This window comes from Pseudomonas sp. QL9 (genome assembly GCF_041409665.1).
Lineage (GTDB): Bacteria > Pseudomonadota > Gammaproteobacteria > Pseudomonadales > Pseudomonadaceae > Pseudomonas > Pseudomonas knackmussii.
In genome coordinates this window covers 459,551-482,652 of sequence record NZ_CP166971.1, presented here as the reverse complement: position 1 = coordinate 482,652, position 23,102 = coordinate 459,551, and the positions used below count along the sequence as shown (strand labels likewise).

25 protein-coding genes are annotated in these 23,102 nt (G+C 65.8%); 3 read left to right on the top strand and 22 right to left on the bottom strand.

Going from position 1 to position 23,102, the window contains the following annotated elements; genetic code table 11:
• Window positions 1-122: 122 nt before the first annotated feature.
• Window positions 123-812: a TetR family transcriptional regulator gene (locus ACA097_RS02255; protein WP_043251493.1), complete on the top strand. Its 690-nt coding sequence runs from the start codon at window positions 123-125 to the stop codon at window positions 810-812.
• Between the two features lie 15 nt (window positions 813-827).
• Here ACA097_RS02255 and ACA097_RS02250 read toward each other — a convergent pair whose 3' ends face one another.
• The 22 genes from ACA097_RS02250 to ccoN (ACA097_RS02145) all read right to left on the bottom strand — a co-directional run bounded on the left by ACA097_RS02250 (window position 828) and on the right by ccoN (ACA097_RS02145) (window position 20,931).
• A complete protein-coding gene (locus ACA097_RS02250) occupies window positions 828-1,130 on the bottom strand; it encodes a cyd operon YbgE family protein (RefSeq protein ID WP_201752556.1) in 303 nt (100 codons plus the stop codon).
• Complete coding sequence (cydX, locus tag ACA097_RS02245; RefSeq protein ID WP_043251496.1) at window positions 1,111-1,227, bottom strand: cytochrome bd-I oxidase subunit CydX; 117 nt, start codon at window positions 1,225-1,227, stop codon at window positions 1,111-1,113. Before cydX ends, ACA097_RS02250 begins: the two co-directional genes overlap by 20 nt.
• 12 nt (window positions 1,228-1,239) lie before the next feature.
• Window positions 1,240-2,376, bottom strand: coding sequence for a cytochrome d ubiquinol oxidase subunit II (cydB, locus tag ACA097_RS02240; RefSeq protein ID WP_371368222.1), 1,137 nt, complete (start codon window positions 2,374-2,376; stop codon window positions 1,240-1,242).
• A 10-nt stretch (window positions 2,377-2,386) separates the two neighbouring features.
• Window positions 2,387-3,964, bottom strand: a complete 1,578-nt coding sequence (locus ACA097_RS02235; RefSeq protein WP_043251500.1) for a cytochrome ubiquinol oxidase subunit I — start codon at window positions 3,962-3,964, stop codon at window positions 2,387-2,389.
• Complete coding sequence (gene cydP, locus ACA097_RS02230; RefSeq protein WP_160286661.1) at window positions 3,964-4,170, bottom strand: cytochrome oxidase putative small subunit CydP; 207 nt, start codon at window positions 4,168-4,170, stop codon at window positions 3,964-3,966. The genes ACA097_RS02235 and cydP overlap by 1 nt, the downstream gene beginning before the upstream one ends.
• A 169-nt stretch (window positions 4,171-4,339) precedes the next feature.
• A complete protein-coding gene (locus ACA097_RS02225; protein WP_043251504.1) occupies window positions 4,340-5,170 on the bottom strand; it encodes a metal-dependent hydrolase in 831 nt (276 codons plus the stop codon).
• Window positions 5,171-5,523: 353 nt separating this feature from the next.
• On the bottom strand, window positions 5,524-6,072 hold the full coding sequence (locus ACA097_RS02220) for an adenine phosphoribosyltransferase (protein ID WP_043251505.1): 549 nt from the start codon (window positions 6,070-6,072) through the stop codon (window positions 5,524-5,526).
• A gap of 102 nt (window positions 6,073-6,174) precedes the next feature.
• Window positions 6,175-6,909, bottom strand: a complete 735-nt coding sequence (fnr, locus tag ACA097_RS02215; RefSeq protein WP_043251507.1) for a fumarate/nitrate reduction transcriptional regulator Fnr — start codon at window positions 6,907-6,909, stop codon at window positions 6,175-6,177.
• A 139-nt stretch (window positions 6,910-7,048) separates the two neighbouring features.
• Window positions 7,049-8,431, bottom strand: coding sequence for an oxygen-independent coproporphyrinogen III oxidase (gene hemN / locus ACA097_RS02210; RefSeq protein WP_160286663.1), 1,383 nt, complete (start codon window positions 8,429-8,431; stop codon window positions 7,049-7,051).
• Between the two features lie 96 nt (window positions 8,432-8,527).
• Window positions 8,528-9,220, bottom strand: a complete 693-nt coding sequence (locus ACA097_RS02205) for a sulfite exporter TauE/SafE family protein (protein WP_160286664.1) — start codon at window positions 9,218-9,220, stop codon at window positions 8,528-8,530.
• The gene (ccoS, locus tag ACA097_RS02200; protein WP_160286665.1) at window positions 9,213-9,431 is read right to left on the bottom strand and encodes a cbb3-type cytochrome oxidase assembly protein CcoS; all 219 of its coding nucleotides are present in this window, start codon (window positions 9,429-9,431) and stop codon (window positions 9,213-9,215) included. The genes ACA097_RS02205 and ccoS overlap by 8 nt, the downstream gene beginning before the upstream one ends.
• Window positions 9,432-9,462: 31 nt before the next feature.
• Window positions 9,463-11,922: a heavy metal translocating P-type ATPase gene (locus ACA097_RS02195; protein ID WP_371368218.1), complete on the bottom strand. Its 2,460-nt coding sequence runs from the start codon at window positions 11,920-11,922 to the stop codon at window positions 9,463-9,465.
• On the bottom strand, window positions 11,919-12,452 hold the full coding sequence (locus tag ACA097_RS02190) for a FixH family protein (protein WP_160286667.1): 534 nt from the start codon (window positions 12,450-12,452) through the stop codon (window positions 11,919-11,921). Before ACA097_RS02190 ends, ACA097_RS02195 begins: the two co-directional genes overlap by 4 nt.
• Window positions 12,453-12,564: 112 nt before the next feature.
• Entirely contained in the window at window positions 12,565-13,980 is a 1,416-nt protein-coding gene (gene ccoG / locus ACA097_RS02185; protein ID WP_371368215.1) for a cytochrome c oxidase accessory protein CcoG, read from the bottom strand.
• Between the two features lie 215 nt (window positions 13,981-14,195).
• Window positions 14,196-15,170 (bottom strand): cytochrome-c oxidase, cbb3-type subunit III, encoded by a 975-nt coding sequence (gene ccoP / locus ACA097_RS02180; protein ID WP_371368213.1) that lies wholly within the window; start codon window positions 15,168-15,170, stop codon window positions 14,196-14,198.
• Window positions 15,167-15,358 (bottom strand): CcoQ/FixQ family Cbb3-type cytochrome c oxidase assembly chaperone, encoded by a 192-nt coding sequence (locus ACA097_RS02175; protein WP_043251527.1) that lies wholly within the window; start codon window positions 15,356-15,358, stop codon window positions 15,167-15,169. Before ACA097_RS02175 ends, ccoP (ACA097_RS02180) begins: the two co-directional genes overlap by 4 nt.
• A 5-nt stretch (window positions 15,359-15,363) precedes the next feature.
• Window positions 15,364-15,975: a cytochrome-c oxidase, cbb3-type subunit II gene (gene ccoO, locus ACA097_RS02170; protein WP_160286669.1), complete on the bottom strand. Its 612-nt coding sequence runs from the start codon at window positions 15,973-15,975 to the stop codon at window positions 15,364-15,366.
• Window positions 15,975-17,417 carry a cytochrome-c oxidase, cbb3-type subunit I gene (gene ccoN / locus ACA097_RS02165; protein ID WP_043251531.1) on the bottom strand — a complete coding sequence of 481 codons (1,443 nt, stop codon included), beginning with the start codon at window positions 17,415-17,417 and terminating at the stop codon, window positions 15,975-15,977. The genes ccoO (ACA097_RS02170) and ccoN (ACA097_RS02165) overlap by 1 nt, the downstream gene beginning before the upstream one ends.
• Before the next feature lie 346 nt (window positions 17,418-17,763).
• Entirely contained in the window at window positions 17,764-18,690 is a 927-nt protein-coding gene (ccoP, locus tag ACA097_RS02160) for a cytochrome-c oxidase, cbb3-type subunit III (RefSeq protein WP_043251533.1), read from the bottom strand.
• Complete coding sequence (locus tag ACA097_RS02155) at window positions 18,687-18,878, bottom strand: CcoQ/FixQ family Cbb3-type cytochrome c oxidase assembly chaperone (protein WP_043257147.1); 192 nt, start codon at window positions 18,876-18,878, stop codon at window positions 18,687-18,689. Before ACA097_RS02155 ends, ccoP (ACA097_RS02160) begins: the two co-directional genes overlap by 4 nt.
• 5 nt (window positions 18,879-18,883) lie before the next feature.
• Window positions 18,884-19,492 carry a cytochrome-c oxidase, cbb3-type subunit II gene (ccoO, locus tag ACA097_RS02150; protein WP_043251535.1) on the bottom strand — a complete coding sequence of 203 codons (609 nt, stop codon included), beginning with the start codon at window positions 19,490-19,492 and terminating at the stop codon, window positions 18,884-18,886.
• Window positions 19,492-20,931 (bottom strand): cytochrome-c oxidase, cbb3-type subunit I, encoded by a 1,440-nt coding sequence (ccoN, locus tag ACA097_RS02145; RefSeq protein ID WP_160286671.1) that lies wholly within the window; start codon window positions 20,929-20,931, stop codon window positions 19,492-19,494. The genes ccoO (ACA097_RS02150) and ccoN (ACA097_RS02145) overlap by 1 nt, the downstream gene beginning before the upstream one ends.
• Before the next feature lie 116 nt (window positions 20,932-21,047).
• On the opposite strand from ccoN (ACA097_RS02145), the gene ACA097_RS02140 reads away from it, so the two are divergent.
• Window positions 21,048-21,770, top strand: coding sequence for an alpha/beta family hydrolase (locus tag ACA097_RS02140; RefSeq protein WP_339325540.1), 723 nt, complete (start codon window positions 21,048-21,050; stop codon window positions 21,768-21,770).
• Window positions 21,771-21,858: 88 nt separating this feature from the next.
• Window positions 21,859-23,022 (top strand): cationic peptide resistance protein CprA, encoded by a 1,164-nt coding sequence (cprA, locus tag ACA097_RS02135; protein ID WP_371368208.1) that lies wholly within the window; start codon window positions 21,859-21,861, stop codon window positions 23,020-23,022.
• Window positions 23,023-23,102 lie beyond the last annotated feature (80 nt).

Sequence of the window (23,102 nt, the reverse complement as noted above, 5' to 3'; positions counted from 1 at the left end):
TTGCCTAGCTCCTGTTATCTGTGCTTGTATGCCGGCGTATACAACTGTCTACGTGCTGCCAATGTAGACATCTGTATACTTCGGCGGCAACCAATCTTTAGGGTGGGCGAGGTGGGGCAGGGATGAGTCTGGAACTCGACGAGGTAACACAACGCCAGGACGCACCGGGCAAGCGCCTGCTGATGGAAGCGGCGCTGCACCTGGCCTCCAGCCGGCGCAGCCTGAGCAGCATCGGTCTGCGCGAACTGGCGCGCGAGGCGGGGCTGAACCCGAACACCTTCTACCGGCATTTCGCCGATGTGGACGACCTGGGCCTGGCGATCATCCGTGACATCGCTACCCAGCTGCGCCAGCCGCTGCGCGCCTTGCGCCGCGAAGCCGCCGAACGTGCCCCGGCTGCCGGAGCTGCAGCGCATCTGCCCCTGGGGCTGGATTTCGCCCGCGGCCAGCGGGTCTGCCAGGAGACGGTGAGGCTGTTCTTCGACTTCGTCGAACAGAACCCGGAAGCCTTCGTGATAGGCGTGCGCGAGTTGCACGGCCCGTCGCCGGTGCTGCGCGAGGCGCTGGGCAAGGTGATGGACGACTTCGGCGCCGACATGGCCGAGGACATCGCGCAATTCCACCTGTTACCCAACGTGCCGGAGGCGGAGGTGGCGCAGCTTTCGCGGGCGATCAGCCGGCAGCTGTTCCAGCAGTCGCTGGACTACCTGGAGTTGCCCGAGGGGCGCCGGGAAGAGGTCTGTGCGTTGGCGGAGCGGCAGATTCTGCTGCTGTTCACCGGCGCGTCGGTGCTGCAGGCGTTGGGGTTGTAAGGCCTGTAACGGTTTTTAATGACCCAGTTGCGCCTTCATTAGCAGCGCGTAGCCCAGCAGCATCAGCGGCCAGCCGCAGGCCGGGCCGAACAGCAGTGCCCACAGGCGACCGCGTGGATCGAAACCCACGCCGTGCACGAACCCCGCACTGACGCCGAGCATCACCAGCATCAGCAGGCCGTGGCTGTACCCTCCCTGGGCGTCGAGCATCAGCGCCGGGTGGATCAGCAACACCAGCGCCAGCGGCGCCGCCAGGAGCAGCGACAGCGCGCGGCTCCATGGGCGGCGTAGCGCGCCGTCAGGCATCAGCGCTGTCATCGCTGTCCAGGTCCTGGGTGGTTTCCAGCCAGAGTGCGTTGACGATGCCGAAGCTGCAGGCCAGCAAGATCCCGAGGATCCAGGTGAAGTACCACATGTGCGTCGCTCCTCAGTAGAGTCCGTGGGGGTTGGCGTCGATGTGCTTGCGGCTGAGCCGGCCCCACATCCGCACGTAGCCCCAAAGCGTGTAGCAGAGAATGATCGGCACGAAGACGCAGGCCACGCCGAACATGATGCCCAGGGTCTTGTGGCTGGACACGGCGTCCCACAGGGTCAGGCTCGCCGCGAGGTTTTCGCTGGACGGGAAGACGAAGGGGAACAGCGCGAAGCCGGCGGTGCAGATCGTCCCGACGATCGCCAGGGCGCTGCCGAGGAAGGCCAGGCCGCCACGCCGGCCGCTGGCGGCGCCGAGGGCGATCAGGCCGCCGAGGATGCCCAGGGCCGGGGCTATCAGGGTCAGCGGCTGCTTGTGGTAGTTCGCCAGCCAGCCGGCGTTGTCCAGCGCGACCTCCTTGTGCAGCGGGTTGAGCACGGCGTTGCCGTCCACCGCCGAGACCAGGCTGTAGCCGTGCATGCCGAAGCTGACCCAGGCGCCGGCGCCGATGAAGGCCACCAGGTAGACCAACGCGCAGAGCCGTGCGGCGCGGGCCGAGCGCTCGGCCAGCTCGCCATCGGTGCGCAGCATCAGCCAGGCGCCACCGTGCAGGCAGAGCATGCTCAGGCTGACCACCCCGGCGAGCAGGGCGAAGGGGTTGAGCAGGGCGAAGAAGGAGCCGTGGTAGGAGGGCCGCATCATGTCGTCGAGGTTGAATGGCAGGCCCTGGAACAGGTTGCCGAAGGCCACGCCGAACACCAGCGCCGGGACGAAGCCGCCGACGAACAGCGCCCAGTCCCAGACGTTGCGCCAGCGCGGGTCTTCCAGCTTGCTGCGGTAGTCGAAGCCCACCGGCCGGCAGAACAGCGCGAAGAGCACCAGCAGCATGGCCCAGTAGAGCCCGGAGAAGGCGGTGGCGTAGACCATCGGCCAGGCAGCGAAGAGCGCGCCACCGGCGGTGATGAACCACACCTGATTGCCGTCCCAGTGCGGCGCGATGGTGTTGATCGCCACGCGGCGTTCGTGGTCCTGCTTGGCGACGAAGGGCAGCAGGGCCATGGCGCCCATGTCGAAGCCGTCGGTGAGGGCGAAGCCGATCAGCAGTACGCCGATCAGCACCCACCAGATGATCTTCAGGGTTTCGTAGTCCATCTCGGGCTCCTCAGGCGGTGGCCGGGCGATGGGCGCCGGCGTCCTGTTCGAAGTGGTAGCGGCCGGTGTGCAGGCTCGACGGACCGAGGCGCGCGAACTTGATCATCAGGTACATCTCCACCACCAGCAGCAGGCTGTAGAAGAGCACCAGCGCGGTGATCGAGCCCCAGAGGTCGTGGGTGCTCAGGCTGGAAGCGGACAGGTGCACCGGCAGCACCTCGCCGATGGACCAGGGCTGGCGGCCATGCTCGGCGACGTACCAGCCGGTCTGCGCGGCGATCCAGGGCAGCGGCAGGCTCAGCAGCGCCCACTTCAGCAGCCAGGGCTTGCGTTCCTCGTTCTTGCGCGCCGAGGCCCAGAAGGCGCAGGCGAACAGGGCGAGCATGAGGAAGCCGCAGGCGACCATGATGCGGAAGCTGAAGAACAGGGTGAGTACGTCGGGGATGGTGTCGAGGGTGGCCAGGCGGATCTGTTCTTCCGTCGCGTCGGTGACCTTTTCGGTGTACTTCTTCAGCAGCAGGCCGTAGCCGAGGTCGAGCTTGACCTGGTCGAAGGCGGCGAGGGTCGCTGGCGACTTGTCGCCGCCGCGCAGCTGTTCGAGCAACGCATAGGCCTTCATGCCATTGCGGATACGTGCCTCGTGCTGCACCAGCAGGTCCTTGATGCCGGTCACTTCCTTGTCGAGCGAGCGGGTGGCGATGATGCCGAGGGCGAAGGGAATCTTGATCGCGTAGTGAGTGCGCATCTGCTCCTGGTCGGGGATGCCGAACAGGGTGAAACCGGCCGGTGCCGGCTCGGTATTCCACTCGGCCTCGATGGCGGCGAGCTTGGTCTTCTGCACGTCACCGATCTCGTAGCCGGATTCGTCGCCGAGGATGATCACTGAGAGGACCGAGGCCATGCCGAAGGCCGAGGCTATGGCGAAGGAACGGCGGGCGAAGCCCTGGTCGCGCTTCTTCAGCAGGTACCAGCTGGAGATGGCGAGGACGAAGATCGCCCCGGTGACGTAGCCGGCGGCCACGGTGTGCACGAACTTGACCTGGGCCACCGGGTTGAACAGCAGGGCGCCGAAGTCGACCAGCTCCATGCGCATGGTCTGGTAGTTGAACTCCGCGCCCACCGGGTTCTGCATCCAGCCGTTGGCGATCAGGATCCACAACGCCGAGAGGTTCGAGCCCAGCGCCACCAGCCAGGTCACGGCCAGGTGCTGGACCTTCGACAGGCGTTCCCAGCCGAAGAAGAACAGGCCGATGAAGGTGGATTCGAGGAAGAAGGCCATCAGGCCCTCGATGGCCAGCGGCGCGCCGAAGATGTCGCCGACGTAGTGGGAGTAGTAGGCCCAGTTGGTGCCGAACTGGAACTCCATGGTCAGCCCGGTGGTGACGCCCAGGGCGAAGTTGATGCCGAACAGCTTGCCCCAGAACTGGGTCATGTCCTTGTAGACCTGCTTGCCGGTCATCACATAGACCGACTCCATGATCGCCAGCAGGAACGCCATTCCGAGCGTCAGCGGGACGAACAGGAAGTGGTACATCGCCGTCATGGCGAACTGCAGGCGTGACAGATCGACTACGGCTTCCGAGATCATCACGGAGTCTCCTTGGAGGGGGTGGGGAGTGAAGCGGAGTTGCCCAGCAGGTGCGCGCTGACCTGCCGGTCACCGTCGGCGGGGACGGTGGGGTGATCGAACCAGATGGCCTTGATGGCCAGCAGCAGGGCCAGCTTGATCACCAGGATCACGGCGATCTCGCGGGCCAGGGGAATCTTCCAGAACGGCTTGTCTTCGACCGGCATCGAGGGGTTCCGTCTGACATTCGTAGGAAAGAGCCTTCAGGCAATGCTTACATCAGGCTACAAATTTCCCATCCCAGTGTAGTGACTGGATGTCGCAGTGCCATGCCGGAACGGCAAAAGCCAGGCGGCGCCTGGCTTTTGCGGGGGGTGGGGCGGATTGCCGCGGGGCTCAGCCGGCGAAGTCGAGTTGCTCCTTCCAGTGTTTTTCCAGGGCGCGGGTGTCGTGGTCGAGGGGGTGGAAACCCGGGCGGAAATAGTCCAGCCAGGGGCGCACGAGCTGGGTGAAGTAACCGTTGCGCAGGCCGAACAGGGTCACCAGGCCGTGCTTCCAGCTGCCCCAGTTGAACAGCTGGCCATCCTTGCGCAGCAGGTGGATCTGGAAGCCGCCGATGACGCCGAGGAAGATCACGGTGGTCAGCAGCATCACCGCGGTACGGGTGAAGTAGCCGCCGTAGACCTGCTGGTAGACGTCGTAGGCCACCGCCTTGTGCTCGTTCTCCTCGATGGCGTGCCACATCCACAGCTTGTACATCTTCGGCGACTTCATCTGCGTGCTCAGGTCCTCGCGGCGCAGCAGGCGCTCGGCCATGGTCGCGGTGAAGTGCTCTAGGGCGCAGGTGATCGCCAGGTCGTGCTTCTTGGTGGTGACCTTGCTGATCGCGCCGAGCAGGTGCTTGATGCGCAGCTCCAGCCGCTCCAGGTCGATGCCGTGCTCCTCGGCATATTCGTTGTAGGCCGCGTGCTCCTTGGAGTGCATGGCCTCCTGGCCGATGAAGGCGCTGACGTCCTTCTGCAGCTGCGGGTCGCGGATCTGCTCGCGCACGGCGCGCACGCTATCGACGAAGAACTTCTCGCCGTAGGGGAACAGCGAGGAGAGGTTGTTCATGAAGTGCGACATGAAGGGCTGGCCGTCCCACCAGTATTTCGGTGTCTCGCTGAAGCTGAAGTCCATTCGACGGACCGGGAAGTTCGCGCGCAGCGCTTGAGTTTGGGCGTTCATGGCTGACTCCATTGTTGTTGTTCGGCAGAGCCGCGGCGGAGTGGATGCGCCTGAGTTGCAGGCAAGACGCGTGGCCACCGGGCGAAACGACCTGGCACGCTGAATGTGCCATTGGCTGATGTCATTGTTGGAAGGATTGTCCGACAATGCCCAGGTCATAAGCGGTCATGCCCAGGTCGGATCCGGCCAAGCAGGCGTGATCCCGACCTTGGATAGGGGAGTGGATGGAAGGGCGTGCGCCCTGGCGCCGCTCCTGCAACGGAGTACTGCGTCGCGAGGTTCGCGAGCAAGCTCGCTCCTACGAGGAGGAGCGGCAGGCTTGAGGCGCGGAGCCGAACGGCTCCGCGCGGGCATCACTGCTCGTCGAGGGCGAAGGCGGTGAGGCTGTAGGTAGGGATGCCGGCGTCGGCCAGCTTGGCCGAGCCGCCGAGCTCCGGCAGGTCGATGATGGACGCGGCCTCGAAGACCTTGGCGCCCATGCGGCGTACCAGTTGTGCGGCTGCCAGCAGGGTGCCGCCTGTGGCGATCAGGTCATCGAAGATCAGCACGCTGTCGCCTTCGCAGAGGCTGTCGGCGTGGACCTCCAGCAGCGCTTCGCCGTACTCGGTCTGGTAGCCCTGGGCGAGTACGTCGGCCGGCAGTTTGCCTTGCTTGCGGAACAGCACCAGCGGCTTGTTCAGTTCGTAGGCGATGATCGAGCCGATCAGGAAGCCGCGAGCGTCCATGGCGCCGATATGGCTGAAATCCGCTTCCACGTAGCGCTGGATGAAGCTGTCGGCGACGAAACGCAGGGCGCGCGGCGACTGGAACAGCGGGGTGATGTCACGGAACATCACGCCCGGCTTGGGGAAGTCGGGGACCGCGCGGATCACGGATTTCAGGTCAAGCTGGTTGAGGATCATGCTGTCAGGCTACCTGGTTACTGCTGATTGCGAAGTCCGAAAGTATAACGGGCCCGCCAGATGGCGAGCCCGCTTTGTGCGATGACCGGAGAGTCTCGGGCCTCAGTTGTCCATCTGGCCGCCGGCCAGGGCGCACAACTCGATGGAGTCGAGGATCTGCACTTCCTTGCCTTCGGCGGCGATCAGGCCGCTCTGCTGGAAGCGGGTAAACACCCGCGACACGGTTTCCACCGCCAGGCCCAGGTAGTTTCCGATCTCGTTGCGCGACATCGCCAGGCGGAACTGCTGGGCGGAGAAGCCACGGGCGCGGAAACGCGCCGCGAGGTTCACCAGGAAGGTGGCGATGCGCTCGTCGGCGGTCTTTTTCGACAGCAGCAGCATCATCTGCTGGTCGTCGCGGATTTCGCGGCTCATCACCCGCATCAGCTGGCGACGCAGCTGCGGCAGCTGCTCGGCGAGCTCGTCGAGACGCTCGAAGGGAATCTCGCACACCGAGGTGGTTTCCAGTGCCTGGGCCGAGACCGGATAGGCCTCGGTGTCCATGCCGGACAGGCCCACCAGCTCGCTGGGCAGGTGGAAGCCGGTGATCTGCTCTTCGCCGTTGTCGGTCAGGCTGAAGGTCTTCAGCGCGCCGGAGCGCACGGCGAAGACCGAGCCGAAGGCATCGCCCTGGCGGAACAGCAGCTCGCCTTTCTTCAGCGGACGACCGCGCTTGACGATCTCGTCGAGGGCGTCCATGTCGTCGTTGTTCAGCGACAGGGGCAGACAGAGCGGGGCCAGGCTGCAGTCCTTGCAGTGCGCCTGCGGGAGGGCGCGCACCTTGATGGTTTCGGCCATGGGGGATCCTTGGGTGGAAGGCACATGAAACGCAAGGTTAACGCACCCGGGGCTTGCGCATCCAGCGAGTATGCGAGTTCTCGACTAGTTATTAGGATTTCTCTTCATCGCGCCGGGCGGGCAGCCGCCCGGTCGCCCCTCAGATCACCCGCGAAAAGCGTTGCAGGTTCTGCTCCGGCAGGTAGCGGTCGAAGAGCATGCACAGGCTGCGCACGAGCAGGCGGCCAGCTGCCGTGACGTCGATGCCGTCCCGGTCGAGCAGGATCAACCCGTCTGCGGCGAAGCGCTTGAGCTCGGGCCAAACGCTGGCGAAGTAGCCGCGGAATTCGATGTTGAATTCCCGCTCGACGGCGGCGAAGTCCAGTCTGAAGTGGCAGATCAGTTGCTGGATCACCGCGCGGCGGATGCGATCGTCCGGGGTGCAGAAGAGGCCGCGACGGGTGGCCAGCTGGCCGTTGTCCAGGCTGCTCATGTAGTCGGCGATTTCGCTGCTGTTTTGCGCGTAGAGGTTGCCGATCTGGCTGATCGCCGAGACGCCCAGGCCGATCAGGTCGCAGTGGCCGTGGGTGGTGTAGCCCTGGAAGTTGCGCTGCAGGGTGCCGTCTTCCTGGGCCATGGCCAACTCGTCGTCGGGCAGGGCGAAGTGGTCCATGCCGATGTAGCGGTAGCCGGCCGCGCTGAGTTGCTCGATGGTGCGTTGCAGCATCTCCAGCTTCTGCCCGGGGCTGGGCAGGTCGGCGACGTCGATGCGCCGCTGCGGCATGAAGCGCTCCGGCAGGTGCGCGTAGTTGAACACCGAGAGGCGGTCGGGCTGCAGGCCGATGACCTGCTCGACGGTCTGTGCGAAGCGTTCCGGCGTCTGCTTGGGCAGGCCGTAGATCAGGTCGATGTTCACCGAGCGATATTGCAGGGTGCGCGCGGCGTCCATGATCGCCCGCGTCTCGTCGAAGCTCTGCAGGCGGTTCACCGCCCGCTGCACTTCCAGGTCGAAGTCCTGCACGCCGAGGCTGACGCGGTTGAAGCCCAGCTCGCGAAGCAGGCCCATGGTCGACCAGTCGGCCTCGCGCGGGTCGATCTCGATGCCGTAGTCGCCGGAGTCGTCGTCCAGCAGGTGCAGGTGGGTGCGCAGCTGGCTCATCAGCTCGCGCAACTGGCCGGGGCTGAGGAAGGTCGGGGTGCCGCCGCCGAAGTGCAGTTGCTCGACGCGCTGCTCGCGGCCGAGGTGGCGGCCGATCATCTCGGCTTCGTGTATCAGCCGCGCGAGGTAGGGCGCGCTGCGCCCACGGTCCTTGGTGATGACCTTGTTGCAGGCGCAGTAGTAGCAGATGTTCGCGCAGAACGGGATGTGTACGTAGAGCGACAGCGGTCGCCGGGCTTTCTGGCTATCCCGCAGCGCATGCAGCATGTCGAAGGGTCCGACGCCTTCGTGGAACTGCACGGCGGTGGGATAGGAGGTGTAGCGTGGGCCGGATAGATCGTATCGACGGATCAGATCAGCGTCCCAGCGAATATTGTCGAGCATGCCGCAAACCCCGTTTCAGGCGAGCTTTTTCGAGCAGTCTAGGGAGAGTCGGGCAATGTCCTCTTGACTTGCATCAAATGCCGCTGGGGGTTGCGTTCAGCCCATGGCATGTCCCATCAGCCAGGCCTGGTGCGGACCGGGCAGGGTCCAGAGGCCGAAGAGGATCACCAGCAGCCCACCGGCCATGCGTACGCTGCGCTTGCGCAGCAGCGCGGTGACCCGTTCGGCGGCCAGCCCCGTGGCCAGCAGCACCGGCCAGGTGCCCAGGCCGAAGGCCAGCATCAGCAGCGCGCTATCGGCCGCCGAGCCCTGGCTGCTGGTCCACAGCAGGGTGCTGTAGACCAGGCCGCACGGCAGCCAGCCCCAGAGCGCGCCGAGCAGCAGCGCCTGCGGCACGCTGGATACCGGCAGCAGGCGGCTGGCGAACGGCTGGATGTGCTTCCACAAGCCGCGGCCGAGCGCCTCGATGCGCGTCAGGCCGCTCCACCAGCCGGCCAGGTAGAGGCCCATGCTGATCAGCAGCAGCCCGGCGATAACGCGCAGGGCCGCAGCGAACGGAGTCTTCGCGATGGCCCAGCCGGCCAGGCCGAGCAGCAGCCCGGCGCAGGCGTAGCTGAGGATGCGGCCGAGGTTGTAGGCCAGCAGCAGGCGCAGCCGGCGGCCTCGTTGTTCGGGGGGGATGGCCAGGGTCAGGGCGCCCATCAGGCCGCCGCACATGCCCAGGCAGTGGCCGCCGCCCAGCAGGCCGAGGACCAGCGCGGAAACCAGTTGCGGCGCCAGCTCAGGCATCGCGCTCGTCCTTGTGCTCCTCGTCGGGCTTCGTGCCTTCCGCCTCGTCGATGCCGGCCTGGTGCTTGGGGTCTTCGTCGTCGAACAGGATGCTGTGCGCCGGGCCGTCCATGTCGTCGTACTGGCCGCTGTTCACCGCCCAGAAGAAGATCAGCACGGCGAGGCCGACGATCAGCAGGGCGACCGGGATCATCACATAGAGCGCGGGCATATCGTCTCCGTCGAAGGGGCCTGCGGGGCCCTCAGTGGGCGCTGGCCGGGGCGAGCGGCGCCGGTTCGGTCGCCGTGGCGGCTGGCAGCGCGCGCACGCGGGTCAGGCGCAGGGCGTTGAGGACCACGGTCAGCGAGCTGACCGACATGCCGATCGCGGCCCAGGCAGGGGTGATCCAGCCCAGGGCTGCGAAAGGCAGCATCAGGCCATTGTACAGCCCCGCCCAGAGCAGGTTCTCGACGATCACTCGACGGGTGCGGCGGGCCAGGGCGAAGGCCTGCACCAGGCTGTCCAGGCGGTTGGACAGCAGCACGGCGTCGGCGCTGGTCTTGGCCAGGTCCGTGGCGCTGCCCATGGCCACGCTGATGTCGGCGGCGGCGAGCACCGGTACGTCGTTGACCCCGTCGCCGAGCATCAGCACGTGGCGGCCCTCGCGATGCAGGCGCTGGAGGATTGCCAGCTTGTCGTCCGGGTGCAGGCCGCCGTGGACCTCGTCGATGCCCAGCTCGGCCGCCACGCTGGCGACCATCGGCGAGCTGTCGCCGGACAGCAGCAGGGTGCGCCAGCCCTGGGCACGGCAGGCGTCGAGCAGGGCCGGGGCGTCGTCGCGCAGGCGGTCGTCGAGGACCAGCCAGGCCAACGGGCCGCTTTCGTCGCCGAGCAGCAGCCACTGACCGTGATCCTGCGGCATCGCCGGTGACGGCTGGCCGCTCAGGGCGCTGACGAAGGCGGCTTGGCCAATGCGCAGGCGGCGCCCTTCGACCACGCCTTCGAGGCCCAGGCCGGGATGGCTGTCGACCTTCTCCGCCGGTTGCGGCGCGCGGCCGAAGGCGCGGGCGATGGGGTGCTCGGAATGGCTTTCCAGCGCTGCAGCCAGGGCCAGGCAGTGCTCTCCGCCCAGCGCGCCCAACGGGTGGATGGCGCGCAGGGTAAGGCGGCCTTCGGTCAGGGTGCCGGTCTTGTCGAAGATCACCGTGTCGATGCGCTTGAGGCCTTCCAGCACGTGGCCGCGGGTGAGCAGCAGGCCGAGTTTGTGTAGGCTGCCGGTGGCTGCGGTGAGCGCCGTCGGCGTGGCCAGGGAGAGGGCGCAGGGGCAGGTCGCCACCAGCATCGCCAGCACCACCCAGAAGGCGCGCGAGGCATCGTGCTGCCACCAGAACAGACCGACCAGCACAGCCAACGCCAGCAGCACCAGCAGGAACCACTGCGCGGCGCGGTCGGCCATCTGTGCCAGGCGCGGCTTGTCGGCCTGGGCGCGCTCCAGCAGGCGGACGATGGCGGACAGTCGGCTGTCGTTGCCGAGCGCCTGCACCTGCAGGGTCAGCGGACCTTCGACATTGAGCGTGCCGCCGGTGACGCTGTCGCCGGGGCGGCGCGGCTGCGGCAGGTATTCGCCGGTGAGCAGGGATTCGTCGACGCTCGATTGCCCGGCGAGGATCAGGCCGTCGGCCGGCAGCACCGCGCCGGGCGGCACCAGCACCTGGTCGCCGACGCGCAATTCGCTGAGCAGGATGCGCGTGCTGGCGCCGGTCTCATCCAGACGCAGGCAGGAGGCCGGCAGCAGGTTCACCAGTTGCGCGGTAGCCGCCGCCGTGCGCTCGCGGGCACGGCGTTCGAGATAGCGGCCGGCGAGGAGGAACAAGGCGAACATGCCGACGGCGTCGAAGTAAAGGTCGCCCTTGCCGGTGATCGCGGTCCAGATGCCGGCGGCGTAGGCGCCGCCAATGGCGAGCGACACCGAGACGTCCATGGTCAGGTGGCGCGTGCGCAGGTCGCGCATGGCGCCGCGGAAGAACGGCTGGCAGGAGTAGAAGACGATCGGCGTGGTGAGGAACATCGCCACCCAGCGCAGGATTTCGTGCATGTCCGCGCTGAGGTCGATGTTGAATTCCGGCCAGGTCGCCATGGTCGCCATCATCGCCTGGAACCACAGCAGGCCGGCGACGCCGAGCTGGCGCAGCGAGCGGCGGTTTTCCTCGGCGAGCTGTTCGGCGGCCTGGTCCGGTCGGTAGGGGTGGGCGACGTAGCCGATCTTGCGCAGTTCGGCGAGCAGCGTGGACAGCGGTAGCTGGCTGTCGGCCCAGCGCACGTGCAGGCGATGGTTGGAAAGATTGAGCCCGGCCTCGGCCACCGCGGGCAGCTGGCGCAGGTGCTTTTCGATCAGCCAGCCGCAGGCGGCGCAGCTGATGCCTTCGAGGAGCAGGGTGGTTTCCGCCAGATCGCCCTGGTGCTGGACGAAGGGCTGCTGGACATCGGGGCGGTCGAGCAGGGCCAGTTCGTCGCCCAATTGCGCGGGCAGCGCCTCGGGGTTGGTGGCGTTCTCGGTGCGGTGCCGGTAGTAGCCTTCCAGGCCGCCGGCGACTATCGCCTCGGCCACCGCCTGGCAGCCGGGGCAGCAGAAGGCGCGCTCCTCGCCGAGGACCGGAGCCTTGAAGCGACCGCCAGGGGGAACCGGCAGGCCGCAGTGGTAGCAGGGCAGCGGGGCGCTCATGGGCGCTGGACTTCGTCCCCCTTGAGGGGCTCGTCGCCGAGAAGGATCTGGCCGTCCGGCACGATCTTCTCTTCCTCGAACAGGCGCCAGGCGTGGCCGTCCTGCTCGCCGAGCAGCTCGACGAAGCGGCGGCCCTCGACCAGCGAGTCCAGGCGGCCGGTATAGCGGCCCGGCTGCAGCGCCGGCAGGAGGGTGACGTGGCGGTCCTGGGACTCCAGGGTGGGGGAGATCAGGTTGAGGGTGAGCTGCGCCGGCGTGCTCTTGCCCTGCAGGACGACCTCGACCTCGCCGGTGAGCTTGTCGAAGTGCACCCGCGCCTGCATCTGCAGCTCCTGCGCCAGGTGTTCGCGGTCCAGCGAGCGGTTGATGCCCTTGCCCGCCTCGTAATAGTTGTCGTTGACCAGGGAGTCCTGATTCTCGACGGCGATGCGCACCATCATCAGGCTGAGGAACACCGAGGTGGCCAGCATGCCGATGATGATCCAGGGCCAGAGGTGCTTGTACCAGGGGGCGACAGGTGCCGACTGCATGGACGGTTTCTCTCTTCTGGGTTCCGCGAGGCGGTGGCGGCGGATTCTACGTGCTCCCGGAGCCGCTGGCACCTCGCCCGGTAAGCGAGATGCGCAGCGGTTCAGCCGGGGTTCAGCGAACGGTCGGGCCGATGAAGCGGCTATCGGCTTCCTTGTGGATCGACGCGTCGTCGACCGACTGGATGGTGAATGTGATCGGGTTGGTGCTGGAGGGCAGCTTGTCCGGGTCGATCGAGACTTCCATCGGCAGGGCGAGAATGTCGCCAGCGGCCACCTGGACCTCCTTGCGCCCTTCCAGCTTCAGGCCGTCCAGGCCCTTGGCACCGAGCACGTAGGTGTGGTCGCGCTGGTCCTTGTTCATGATCTTCAGGCTGTAGACGTTCTCGATCCGGCCCTCGGCATTCTCGCGATAGAGCACGCGGTCCTTGCTGACGTCGAAGCCCACCAGCGGGCGGATGATCACGGCGGTGGCCAGCAGGCCGATCATCACGCAGAGGGCGATGGCGTAGCCGATCAGGCGTGGCCGCATCAGGTGGGTCTTCTGGCCGGACAGGTTGTGCTCGGTGGTGTAGCTCACCAGCCCGCGCGGGTAACCCATCTTGTCCATGATCGCGTCGCAGGCGTCGACGCAGGCGGCGCAGCCGATGCACTCGATCTGCAGGCCGTCGCGGATGTCGATGCCGGTCGGGCAGACCTGAACGCACATGGTGCAATCGATGCAGTCACCCAGGCCCTGGGCCTTGTAGTCGACGCCTTTCTTGCGCGGGCCACGCGACTCGCCGCGGCGCGGGTCGTAGGAGACGATCAGGGTGTCCTTGTCGAACATCACGCTCTGGAAGCGGGCGTACGGGCACATGTAGATGCACACGTTCTCGCGCAGCCAGCCGGCGTTGCCGTAGGTGGCCAGGGTGAAGAAACCGACCCAGAAGTAGGCCCAGCCGTCGGCCTGGCCGGTGACCAGGTCGCTGAGCAGGTCGCGGATAGGGGCGAAGTAGCCGACGAAGGTCAGGCCGGTGACCAGGCCGATCAGCAGCCAGAGGCTGTGCTTGGCGACCTTGCGAACCAGCTTGTTGCCGCTCATGGGGGCCTTGTCCAGCTTCATGCGCTGGTTGCGATCGCCTTCGGTGATCTGCTCGCACCACATGAAGATCCAGGTCCAGACGCTCTGTGGGCAGGTGTAGCCGCACCACACCCGCCCGGCGAACACGGTGATGAAGAACAGGCCGAACGCGCAGACGATCAGCAACCACGACAGCAGCATGAAGTCCTGCGGCCAGAAGGTGGCGCCGAAGATGTAGAACTTGCGCTCGGGCAGGTCCCACCACACGGCTTGGCGACCGTTCCAGGTCAGCCAGACGGTGCCGAAATAGAGGAGGAACAGGAAGGCACCGCCCACGCGGCGCAGGTTGCGGAAGAAACCGGTGAAGGCCCGGGTGTAGACCTTCTCCCGGGAGGCATAGAGGTCGACGCTCTCGCTGCCTTTCTTGCTGGACGGCGTGACGTCGTGCACGGGAATCTGTTTGCTCATCAGTGCGTACCACGGCAGTGGGAGGGGCGCCCCGTCAGTGCTTGCCGAAAGGGTCGATAGTTGGTTGCACGCTTGTCCATGATACGACCTGGGCTTCCATGCAACGGTGCGACTGTTGGTCGCGTATGAATTATCTTAGGACTTTTCTGACCCTGAAATAGAGCGGCGCCGGAAAGACCGGCGCCGCTGGGTGTTGCAGGGGAGGGGAGAGGCGCTTATTCGGCGCTCTTCTCGCCTTCGCCGTGGGACAGGCTGTAGACGTAGGCGGCCAGCAGGTGGACCTGGTCGGCGCCCAGGCGCTCCAGTTGGGCCGGCATCTGGCCCTGGCGGCCGTAACGGATGGTCTGCTGCAGCTGGGCGAAGCTCGAGCCGTAGATGAACGCCGCCGGGTGGGTCAGATTCGGCGCGCCCATGGCGGCGGTACCTTTGCCTTCCGGGCCGTGGCAGGCCACGCAGGTGGTGCTGAAGATCTTCTGGCCGTTGGCGACCTGCTCGTCGGTCACGCCTTCGGGCAGCTTGCGGCCGTCCAGCTTGGTGGTGACGAAGGCGGCGACGTCGTGCACGCCCTGGTCGCCAAGCACTTCACCCCAGGCCGGCATGGCGGCGTGGCGGCCACCCTTGATGGTGGTCTCGATGTCGGCGGTGGCACCGCCCCAGCGCCAATCGGCGTCGGTCAGGTTGGGGAAGCCGTAGGCGCCCTTGGCGTCGGAGCCGTGGCAGACCGAGCAGTTGGAGGCGAACAGGCGACCGCCCATCTTCAGCGCCAGCGGATCCTTGGCCACGTCCTCGATGGGCATGGCGGCGTACTTGGCGAAGATCGGGCCGTACTTCTCGTCGGCCTTGGCCATCTCCTTCTCCCACTGGTGCACGCCGGTCCAGCCCGGCTGACCGTTGGCGAAGGGCTTGCCGTCGGTGACTTCCTGGTAGCCCGGCAGCAGGCCTTTCCAGTTGCCCAGGCCCGGGTACAGGGCCAGGTAGCCGAGGGCGAAGATGAAGGTGGCGACGAACAGCATGAACCACCACTTCGGCAGCGGGTTGTCGTACTCCTCGATGCCGTCGAAGGAGTGGCCGACCTTCTCGTCGGTGGCTTCGCTGCGTTGGCCGCGGCGGGTGGCGAAAAGCAGCCACGCCAGGGCGAAGATGGTGCCCAGGGTGAGTACGGTGACGTACAGACTCCAGAAGGTTGTCATTCTTTGTTGCTCCTAGAAGCTTGTTCTTGCTCTACGTGCTTCATGGCTGCCGGATCGTCCGCGAAGGGCAGCAGGGCGTCGTTGTCGAAGCGCGCCTTGCGCTTGCCGCTGTAGGCCCAGAGCAGGACGCCGACGAAGGCGACCATCACCACGACGGTGCCGAGCCCGCGAATCGTTCCGATATCCATTGCACTCACCGTTTGCTTTTGATGATGGTGCCCAGGCTTTGCAGGTAGGCCACCAGGGCATCCATCTCGGTCTTGCCCTTGACGGCGTCGCGAGCACCGGCGATGTCTTCGTCGGTGTAGGGCACGCCGAGGGTGCGCATGGCTTCCATCTTGGTGGCGGTGTTCTTGCCGTCGAGCTTGTTCTCCACCAGCCACGGGTAGGCCGGCATCTTCGATTCCGGCACTACGTTGCGCGGGTTGTAGAGGTGCGCGCGGTGCCAGTCGTCCGAGTAGCGGCCGCCGACGCGAGCCAGGTCCGGGCCGGTACGCTTGGAGCCCCACAGGAACGGGTGGTCCCAGACGCTCTCGCCAGCCACGGAGTAGTGGCCATAGCGCTCGGTTTCGGCACGGAACGGACGGATCATCTGCGAGTGGCAGCCGACGCAGCCCTCGCGGATGTAGATGTCACGGCCTTCGAGCTGCAGCGCAGTGCGTGGCTTCATGCCCTCGACCGGCTTGTTGGTGACGTCCTGGAAGAACAGCGGGACGATCTGGGTCAGGCCGCCGATGCTGACGGCGATGACCATGAAGAAGGCCAGCAGGCCGATGTTCTTCTCGACTGCTTCGTGCTGCTTCATCAATGAGCTCCTACAGCAGGAATCTGGGCTGCGGCATCGGCTTCAGCCGGCACATACCCACGCACGGTACGGAAGGTGTTGTAGGCCATCAGCAGCATGCCGAAGGCGAAGAAGAAGCCGCCCAGCGCACGGACCATGAAGCCCGGGTGGCTGGCCTGCAGGGCCTCGACGAAGGAGTAGGTGAGGGTGCCGTCGGCGTTCACCGCGCGCCACATCAGGCCCTGGGTGATGCCGTTTACCCACATGGAGGCGATGTACAGCACGGTACCGATGGTGGCGAGCCAGAAGTGCGCGTTGATCAGGCCGATGCTGTGCATCTGCTGGCGACCGAAGACCTTCGGAATCATGTGGTACAGCGCGCCGATGGAGATCATCGCTACCCAGCCGAGGGCGCCGGCGTGTACGTGGCCGATGGTCCAGTCGGTGTAGTGGGACAGCGAGTTGACGGTCTTGATGGCCATCATCGGGCCTTCGAAGGTGGACATGCCGTAGAAGGCCAGGGACACCACCAGGAAGCGCAGGATCGGGTCGGTGCGCAGCTTATGCCAGGCGCCGGAGAGGGTCATCATGCCGTTGATCATGCCGCCCCAGGACGGAGCCAGGAGGATCAGCGACATCACCATGCCCAGGGACTGCGCCCAGTCGGGCAGGGCGGTGTAGTGCAGGTGGTGCGGACCGGCCCAGATGTACAGGGTGATCAGCGCCCAGAAGTGCACGATGGACAGGCGATAGGAGTAGACCGGACGCTCGGCCTGCTTGGGCACGAAGTAGTACATCATGCCGAGGAAGCCGGTGGTCAGGAAGAAGCCTACGGCGTTGTGCCCGTACCACCACTGCACCATGGCGTCGGTGGCGCCGGCGTAGATGGAGTAGGACTTGAACCAGCCCACCGGGATTTCCAGGTTGTTGACGATGTGCAGCATCGCCGTCACCAGGATGAAGGCACCGTAGAACCAGTTGCCGACATAGATGTGCTTGGTCTTGCGCTTGACGATGGTGCCGAAGAACACCACGGCGTAGGTGACCCAGACGATGGCGATCAGGATGTCGATCGGCCATTCCAGTTCGGCGTATTCCTTGGAGGAGGTGAGGCCCAGCGGCAGGGTGATACCGGCCGCCACGATCACCGCTTGCCAGCCCCAGAAGGTGAAGGCGGCGAGCGTGTCGGAGATCAGACGGGTCTGACAGGTGCGCTGGACGACGTAATAAGAGGTGGAGAACAGAGCACAGCCGCCGAAGGCGAAGATCACCAGGTTGGTGTGCAGCGGGCGCAAGCGTCCGAAACTGGTCCACGGTAGGCCCAAGTTGAGTTCAGGCCATACCAGCTGGGATGCGATGAAAACACCCATCCCCATTCCTAGTATCCCCCAGACCACCGTCATGATGGCGAACTGGCGGACAACCTTATAGTTATAAGCAGTCGGACTTATTGCTGTGCTCATTCTAAGGTTCCACGGTTTTTTTGAGTTTTTAGGGACAAAAAACGGCGGCAAGTATGGAGAAAGCCAATAGCCAATGCAACGCGCCGGACCTGGGCCCGGAGCCGCTTGCGCACTGGTATTGGAGCACTTTCGGCCATACCTTTTGCCCTTTTGCGCAGTTCCGGAGCGAGGTTCCGATGCCTGATAAAAAGGTAGCCGCGTTAGTGTTGTCGCCGCTTGGCGGATTCGACTGAGCTTAGTCGTGAACGGAAAGTGTGTGAAGGAAATGTCCGACACGGGTGCGACACTTGGTCGCGAATAGAGAAGGAAACTTGCTCGCGCCCGGACGGGCGCGAGCGGAGGGGAGTTAGTTGGCGTTTTCCGAACGGGAAATGCTGTAGATGTAAGCGGCGAGGATATGCACTTTATCCTTGCCCAGGTGCTCTTCCTGAGCCGGCATCTGACCCTGGCGACCATAACGGATGGTCTGCTGCAGCTGGGCGAAGCTCGAGCCGTAGATGAACGCCGCCGGGTGGGTCAGGTTGGGCGCGCCCATCAGCGCGGTGCCCTGGCCTTCGGCACCGTGGCAGGCGGCGCAGGTGGTGCTGAAGATCTTCTGACCGTTGGCGACCTGCTCGTCGGTCACGCCTTCAGGCAGCTTGCGGCCGTCCAGCTTGGTGGTGACGAAGGCGGCCACGTCGTGCACACCCTGGTCGCCCAGCACCGAACCCCATGCCGGCATGGCTGCCTGACGGCCGCCGAGGATGGTGGCCTCGATGGTGTTGGCTTCGCCGCCCCAGCGCCAGTCCTTGTCGGTCAGGTTGGGGAAGCCCATGGCGCCCTTGGCGTCGGAGCCGTGGCAGATCGAGCAGTAGGTGGCGAACAGGCGCTCGCCAGTCTTCAGCGCGTCCGGGTCCATGGCCACCTGTTCGACGCTCATCGCCGAATACTTGGCGAAGATCGGCGCGTACTTGGCGTCGGCCGCGGCCTGTTCGTGCTCCAGCTGCTTGACCTGGGTCCAACCGTCGTAGCCCGGCAGCAGGCCCTTCCAGTTGCCCAGGCCAGGGTAGAGGGCCAGGTAGCCGGCAGCGAAGACGATGGTGCCGATGAACAGCAGGAACCACCATTTCGGCAGTGGGTTGTCGTACTCCTCGATGCCGTCGAAGGAGTGGCCCATGGTCTGATCGGTGGCGCCCTTGGTCTCGCCGTTGCGGGTGGCGAAGATCAGCCACAGCAGCGCGACCAGCGAGCCGACGGTCAGGACGGTGATGTACAGACTCCAGAAGGTAGTCATTGGTTGTTGCTCCCAGAAGCGAGTTCGTGCTCGGCGCGGCTCAGGCTGTTCGGTTCGTCGGCGAAGGGCAGCAGGGCGTCTGCGTCGAAGCGCGCCTTGCGCTTGCCGCTGTAGGCCCAGAGCAGGACGCCGACGAAGGCGACCATCACCACGACGGTGCCGAGCCCGCGAATAGTCCCGATATCCATGGCCATCACCGTTTGTTCTTGATCACAGTGCCGAGGCTCTGCAGGTAGGCGACCAGGGCGTCCATCTCGGTCTTGCCCTGCACGCTCTCGCGAGCGCCCTTGATGTCCTCATCCGTGTAGGGCACGCCGAGGGTGCGCATGGCCTGCAGCTTGGCCTCGATGTCCTTGCCGTCGAGCTTGTTCTCCACGAGCCACGGGTAGGCCGGCATCTTCGACTCGGGCACTACGTTGCGCGGGTTGTAGAGGTGCGCGCGGTGCCAGTCGTCCGAGTAGCGGGCGCCGACGCGGGCGAGGTCCGGACCGGTACGCTTGGAGCCCCACAGGAACGGGTGGTCCCAGACGCTCTCGCCGGCCACGGAGTAGTGGCCGTAGCGCTCGGTCTCGGCGCGGAACGGACGGATCATCTGCGAGTGGCAACCGACGCAGCCCTCGCGGATGTAGATGTCGCGGCCTTCGAGTTGCAGCGCGGTACGTGGCTTCATGCCCTCGACCGGGGTGTTGGTGACGTCCTGGAAGAACAGCGGAACGATCTGGGTCAGGCCGCCGATGCTCACCGCCACCGCCATGAACAGGGCCAGCAGGCCGACGTTCTTCTCGACTACTTCGTGTTTCATCAGTGGGCTCCTACGGCGGGAATCAGCGCGGCGGCTTCAGCTTCTTCGGCACGCGAGGCGGCCACGGTGCGGAAGGTGTTGTAGGCCATGATCAGCATGCCGCTGAGGAACACGGCGCCACCGATCATGCGCACCACGAAGCCGGGATGGCTGGCCGCCAGGGCTTCGACGAAGGAGTAGGTGAGGGTGCCGTCGGCGTTCACCGCGCGCCACATCAGGCCCTGGGTGATGCCGTTGACCCACATCGAGGCGATGTACAGCACGGTGCCGATGGTGGCGAGCCAGAAGTGCGCGTTGATCAGGCCGACGCTGTGCATTTCCTTGCGCCCGAAGACTTTCGGGATCAGGTGGTACAGCGAGCCGATGGACACCATGGCGACCCAGCCCAGGGCGCCGGCGTGAACGTGGCCGATGGTCCAGTCGGTGTAGTGGGAGAGGGCGTTGACGGTCTTGATGGCCATCATCGGACCTTCGAAGGTGGACATGCCGTAGAAGGCCAGCGAGACCACCAGGAAGCGCAGGATGGGGTCGCTGCGCAGCTTATGCCAGGCACCGGAGAGGGTCATCATGCCGTTGATCATGCCGCCCCAGCTCGGAGCCAGCAGCACCAGCGACATCACCATGCCCAGGGACTGCGCCCAGTCCGGCAGGGCGGTGTAGTGCAGGTGGTGCGGACCGGCCCAGATGTACACGGCGATCAGCGCCCAGAAGTGGACGATGGACAGGCGATAGGAATAGACCGGGCGCTCGGCCTGCTTGGGCACGAAGTAGTACATCATCCCGAGGAAGCCGGCGGTCAGGAAGAAGCCCACGGCGTTGTGCCCGTACCACCACTGGATCATCGCGTCGGTGGCGCCGGAGTACAGCGAGTAGGACTTCATGAAGCCCACCGGGATCTCCAGGTTGTTCACCAGGTGCAGCAGCGCGACCGTGACGATGAAGGCGCCGAAGAACCAGTTGCCGACATAGATGTGCGAGGTCTTGCGCTTGAGCAGGGTGCCGAAGAACACCACTCCGTACGCCACCCAGACGATGGTGATGAGGATGTCGATCGGCCATTCCAGCTCGGCGTACTCCTTGGAGGAGGTGTAGCCCAGCGGCAGGCTGATGGCGGCCAGCAGGATCACCAGCTGCCAGCCCCAGAAGGTGAACTGGGCGAGGGTGTCGGAGAACAGGCGGGTCTGGCAGGTCCGCTGCACCGAGTAGTAGCTGGTGGCGAACAGGGCGCAGCCGCCGAAGGCGAAGATCACCGCGTTGGTGTGCAGCGGGCGCAGGCGACCGAAGCTGGTCCACGGCAGGCCGAGGTTGAGCTCGGGCCACACCAGCTGGGCAGCGATGACGACACCGACTAGCATGCCGACGATGCCCCAGACCACCGTCATGACGGCGAACTGGCGGACCACCTTATAGTTATAAGCGGTCTGATTGGTTGTACTCATGTTATGGGCTTCCATCCACGGTTTTACGGGCTAGGCCCATCCCGGCGGGTTCTTCACGGCGAACGCCGCCCCTCCCCCAGGGACAGGTAGTTATGACGCGACTAGCGGAGCAGAGAATGGATAAAGCCCGAAATACGAATATTGACTCCGGTCAATGGCCGCCGGAGGCGGCGCAAACGCCGGGATGTGGCGCTTTGTCGCTGCTATGGAACCGGCCGGTGGGTGCGCTGTCGGCAACCCTCGTTCTGGCCCATGGCGCCGGTGCGCCGATGGACAGTCCGTTCATGGACGCCATCGCCGAAAAGCTGAGCGCGCGCGGCGTCGCCGTAGCCCGTTTCGAGTTCCCCTACATGGCCGCGCGCCGCGCCGATGACCGCAAGCGCCCGCCGAATCCGCAGAAGCAGTTGCTGGAGTGCTGGCGAGAGGTATACGCGCAGGTGCGGGCCGAGGTCGCAGGCCCCCTGGCCATTGGCGGCAAGTCCATGGGCGGGCGCATGGCCAGCCTGCTGGCCGATGAGCTGGGCGCCGATGCGCTGGTCTGCCTGGGCTATCCGTTCTACGCCGCCGGCAAGGACGACAAGCCGCGGGTCGCGCACCTGGCGGAACTGGCGACGCCGACCCTGATAGTGCAGGGCGAGCGCGATGCCCTGGGGGACCGCGCTCATGTCGTCGAGTACGTGCTGTCGCCGGCAATCCAGGTGCATTGGCTGACTGCTGCCGACCACGACCTCAAGCCGCTGAAGGCTTCCGGGCTGACCCACGAGCAACACCTGGAGAGCACCGCCGAGGTGGTGAGCGCTTTCCTCGACGAGCTGCAGATCGCCCCGGCGCAGCCGTAAGCGCCCGTTAAGGCATGCCTCCCTATCCTCGCGCCGCTGGCTCCCCGGAGCCGGCGCCCCGCATTCACAGGACAGGCCGAAGGCTGCCATGACCCCCAACGCTGATCGCATTGCCACCCCATCCCGCCGTTTCGCCGCCGAGCACAGCCTGCTGCTGACCGGCGCCACCGGCTTCCTCGGCGGCGCCGTCGCTGCCTGCCTGATCCAGGGCGGCCAGGCCGACGCGCTGCTGTTCCTGGTCCGCGCCGACTCCCCCGAGCAGGGCCTGGAGCGGCTGCGCGACAACCTGCGCCTGCATGCCGTGAGCGAGACCGCGCTGGAAGCGTTGAAGGCTGCACAGATCCTTTGCGGCGACCTGCTCGACACGCGGTGGCTGCAAACTGAACGCGCACGCCTGATGCGTGTCGAGCAGGTCATCAACTGCGCCGCCGTGGCCTCCTTCTCGAAGAACCCGACCATCTGGCCGGTGAACGTCGAGGGCACCTTCGCCTTTGCCCGCGCCATGAGCCAGTCGCGCAACCTCAAGCGCTTCCTCCACGTCGGCACGGCCATGTGCTGCGGCCCGCAGCGCGAATCGCCGGTGCGCGAGTCCTGGGATTTCCCCGACAGCGAAGAGCAACTGGTGGACTACACCGCGTCCAAGGCCGAGATCGAACGCCGCATGCGTGAAGAGCTGCCGAACCTGCCGCTGGTGGTGGCGCGCCCATCCATCGTGGTCGGTCATCGCGAGCTGGGTTGCCAGGCCTCGGGCAGCATCTTCTGGGTGTTCCGCATGGGCTTCGCCCTGGAGAGCTTCACCTGCGCGCTGGACGAGCAGATCGACGTGATCCCGGTGGACTACTGCGCCGAAGCCCTGGTGGCGCTGGCGCTGAAGCCAACGCTGGCGCACGGCCTGTACCACATCTCCGCCGGCCACGGCTCGTCCTGCACCTTCGGCGAGATCGACCGCGCCTACGCCCTGGCGCGTGGCGAAGAACCGGTGGGCGAGCGCTACCGCAAAGTCTCCGCGGACGACCTGCGCGAACTGGCCGGCAGCTTCGAAGCCCGCATCGGCAAGGCCAATCCCCGCCTGGTGCTGCGCGCCCTGCGCCTGTACAGCGGCTTCGCCGACCTCAACTACCTGTTCGACAACCAGCGCCTGCTGGACGAGGGCATAGCGCCGCCGCCGCGCTTCACCGAGTACGTGGACGTGTGCGTGGAGTCATCGCGCGAGGTGAGCATCCCGGCGCAGATGCTGTGGGATTTCAAATAGCGGGCGTGCGCCCCCCCCGCGTGGTTTTCTGGGTCCCCGCGTTCGCGGGGAAGACGCAGAAGAGAGGCGCGAAATGTGAC